Below are 2,625 nucleotides of genomic sequence, written 5' to 3'. Positions count from 1 at the left end.
CTGACATATAATTGATTATTATCTTATTTGCAGATTGAAAAAAAATAATCTTTAAAAAAATATACTATTTTTCCCTATACTCTGTTTAATGATATTAGAATTGTTTAAATATCTAAAAATTAAAACTTTTTTTTACAAAATAAATTAAACAGGAGGAAATAGTATGAACAAGAAACTATTATTCAGTACGCTAATAATATTTACTGTTGCATTAAGTTTATCCAGTGTAAATGCAGGATTATTCGATTTTGTTAGTTCAGATAATGTAGAAGTAAAAAATCTTGAAATCGTTAGTAAAGGATATTCCCTGTATGATGTTAATTGTGAATTAACTCCTAAAAATGATTTTAGTTATTTGGAAATGACTGTAATATTCTATGATAATGATGGTGCCGTAATTGAGAAAAATCCTATCGTCTGGAATATGAATGATGTAACTAAAGATCAATTAATCAAGGTAAACGGTAATGCTTATATAACTAATCAAAAAGATACCCCTGCTTATGCGGAAGTATTCATTACAGACAGTCCATTTAATGGCAATCCCGAAGATGCTTTATTCAAAGAAAATGTAACTATGTAATATTTTTTAATCATTTACCCTAAACTATTGAAAAATAGATATTATCCCCCTATCTTTTTTTAAATAATTATTTATATATTTTATAGATATTTACAATATTTTTAAGTCCCAAAAAAGTTAATTATTACTAAAACCATTATTATAACTGTTTATCAAATAATTTTTACTTGTATAATATCTTTAAATACAAATTATCATAAACATAACAATTAGTATTTAATAATATTAATGTTTTAAAAAATGTTTACCAATACGTTTAAAGAGAGTTAATATGAGTTCTAAAAATTATTGGACAAAAATAAGAGAAATAGCAATTGAATTAAATAAAATTGGAGAAGAACATCTTGATCAAACCAGTTTAGATGAACTTGTACCCATTCTTGATGAAATAGAAGTAATTGCTCATGATGATAGTATAGATTATGAATCTGCAAAACTCATACTATCCGATGAAGGAATGATTGATTCATTAGAAACAATTCGTGACTTCTATATTTACATCGGTGCCAGACTTGAAAGAGAAAATGCTTATGAAATAATTCAGGGAGGGGAAAATGCGTGGGAAGTTCTAGATACATTCCACTTCTACGAAAGATATGAAGGTCTTCTAAATAATGAATCTAAGCTTGTGCCCTTTGATGAAAATACAAAACTGGTATTCATAGGAAGCGGACCATTACCTGTTACATTAATAATGTTCAACAAAATGTTCGGATGTAAATGTATAGGTATAGAAGTTCAACCGAGTGTAGCAAAACTATCACGTCACATTATCCGCAGACTCGGATTAGAGGATGATATAAAAATAGTTATTGGTGATGAAAGATATGTAAAACATCTGGATTATGATGTTATTATGGTGGCAGCATTTGCAATTCCAAAAAATAAAGTATTTGGAAATTTATGGGAAATAGTTGATACAGATACTCCAATACTTTACAGAACATATTCTGGAATGAGACAAATGTTATATGAACCTGTAAAAGATGTTGATTTAAGAGGATTCCACCAGGAAGGATTAATGTTTCCTACAGGTAATGTAAACAACACTTCTGTTCTTGTTAAAAAGATTATATAATCTTTTATATTTTTTTTAATAAAATTGTTAAAAAAAACTTCAAATTATTCCATGGATGAATAAAATAGACTATTTTAATTCATCACATAATTTTATTAACGTATTTTTAAAATTTAGATATTCTTCATTATTAAGTATATCCTGTATTTTTTCATCCCATTTCTCATCATAGTCCATTACTTTACGTGCTGTTTGTTTACCTTTTTCAGTTAATGTGATACTCTTTTTTCTTTCGTGCTGTGTTCTTTGGACAAGATTTTTATCTTCCAATTTTTTAAGATTTCTTGTTACCGTACTCTCATTTAACTGGAAATGCTGGGCAATTTCTTCCTGAATAATACCCTCGTTTCTGTAAATGGTTATAAGTATGGGATATAATCCATAGGTTAACTTTTCTTCCTTAACTTTTTGATTAATATAACTTGCATGTTTTCTGTTGATTATGGATATAAATGCATTTGTAGGCATTGTATCGTCTGTTTTCATGATTGTTTCATTCCTTCAGTGTTTTATTTGGATTTGTTTCTAATCAATTCTTTGATGTATAACTCTATGTAAATGTAAGCAATTACTGATCCTATAAGTCCACCAAGTAACATTCCACAGTATATACCGAATTCTCCCCAGTTTAATATGAAACCCAATATGTAAGAGAATATAAGCACTAAAATGAATTCCCTGAACAATGTTAATATGAATGATGTTGTTCCTTTTCCTACTCCCTGGAATACATTTCCTGCTGATGCTCCAAATGGAACGTATAAAATGAACAGACACATTAACTGTAAGAATGCTGCTATAAGTGGTGCTAACTGTGCACTTGATTCGGAATATGAGAATATCAATGCTATTTGTGGTGCGAATAAATATAATATGGCACACACTACGATTGATGATATTAATCCTATTTTTACTGCATATCTTAGGGTTACTCTTAAGTTTTCATACTTTCTTGAACCGTATG

General features: G+C 28.2%; 4 protein-coding genes. 2 read left to right on the top strand and 2 right to left on the bottom strand.

Going from position 1 to position 2,625, the window contains the following annotated elements; genetic code table 11:
• The first annotated feature begins 163 nt into the window (after positions 1 to 163).
• Positions 164 to 583 (top strand): hypothetical protein, encoded by a 420-nt coding sequence (locus QZZ11_RS07465; RefSeq protein WP_292474918.1) that lies wholly within the window; start codon positions 164 to 166, stop codon positions 581 to 583.
• A gap of 271 nt (positions 584 to 854) precedes the next feature.
• Entirely contained in the window at positions 855 to 1,661 is an 807-nt protein-coding gene (locus tag QZZ11_RS07460; RefSeq protein ID WP_292474917.1) for a nicotianamine synthase family protein, read from the top strand.
• Between the two features lie 69 nt (positions 1,662 to 1,730).
• Here the strand turns inward: QZZ11_RS07460 and QZZ11_RS07455 are convergent, their stop codons facing one another.
• On the bottom strand, positions 1,731 to 2,147 hold the full coding sequence (locus QZZ11_RS07455) for a MarR family transcriptional regulator (RefSeq protein ID WP_292474915.1): 417 nt from the start codon (positions 2,145 to 2,147) through the stop codon (positions 1,731 to 1,733).
• A 23-nt stretch (positions 2,148 to 2,170) separates the two neighbouring features.
• Positions 2,171 to 2,625 (bottom strand): MATE family efflux transporter (locus QZZ11_RS07450; protein WP_292474914.1); only part of this gene is annotated, 455 nt, incomplete at its 5' end.

Origin of the sequence: Methanosphaera sp. (genome assembly GCF_016282985.1) — an archaeon.
GTDB lineage: Archaea > Methanobacteriota > Methanobacteria > Methanobacteriales > Methanobacteriaceae > Methanosphaera.
Note: the sequence above shows the minus strand (reverse complement) of the source record. Positions and strands in the feature narration are given on the sequence as shown.

What these genes read in the sequence shown, in the direction of transcription:
- QZZ11_RS07465 (WP_292474918.1), top strand. Translation starts at nt 164, where the DNA reads ATGAACAAGAAACTATTATTCAGTACGCTAATAATATTTACTGTTGCA.
- QZZ11_RS07460 (WP_292474917.1), top strand. Translation starts at nt 855, where the DNA reads ATGAGTTCTAAAAATTATTGGACAAAAATAAGAGAAATAGCAATTGAA.
- QZZ11_RS07455 (WP_292474915.1), bottom strand. Translation starts at nt 2,147, where the DNA reads ATGAAAACAGACGATACAATGCCTACAAATGCATTTATATCCATAATC.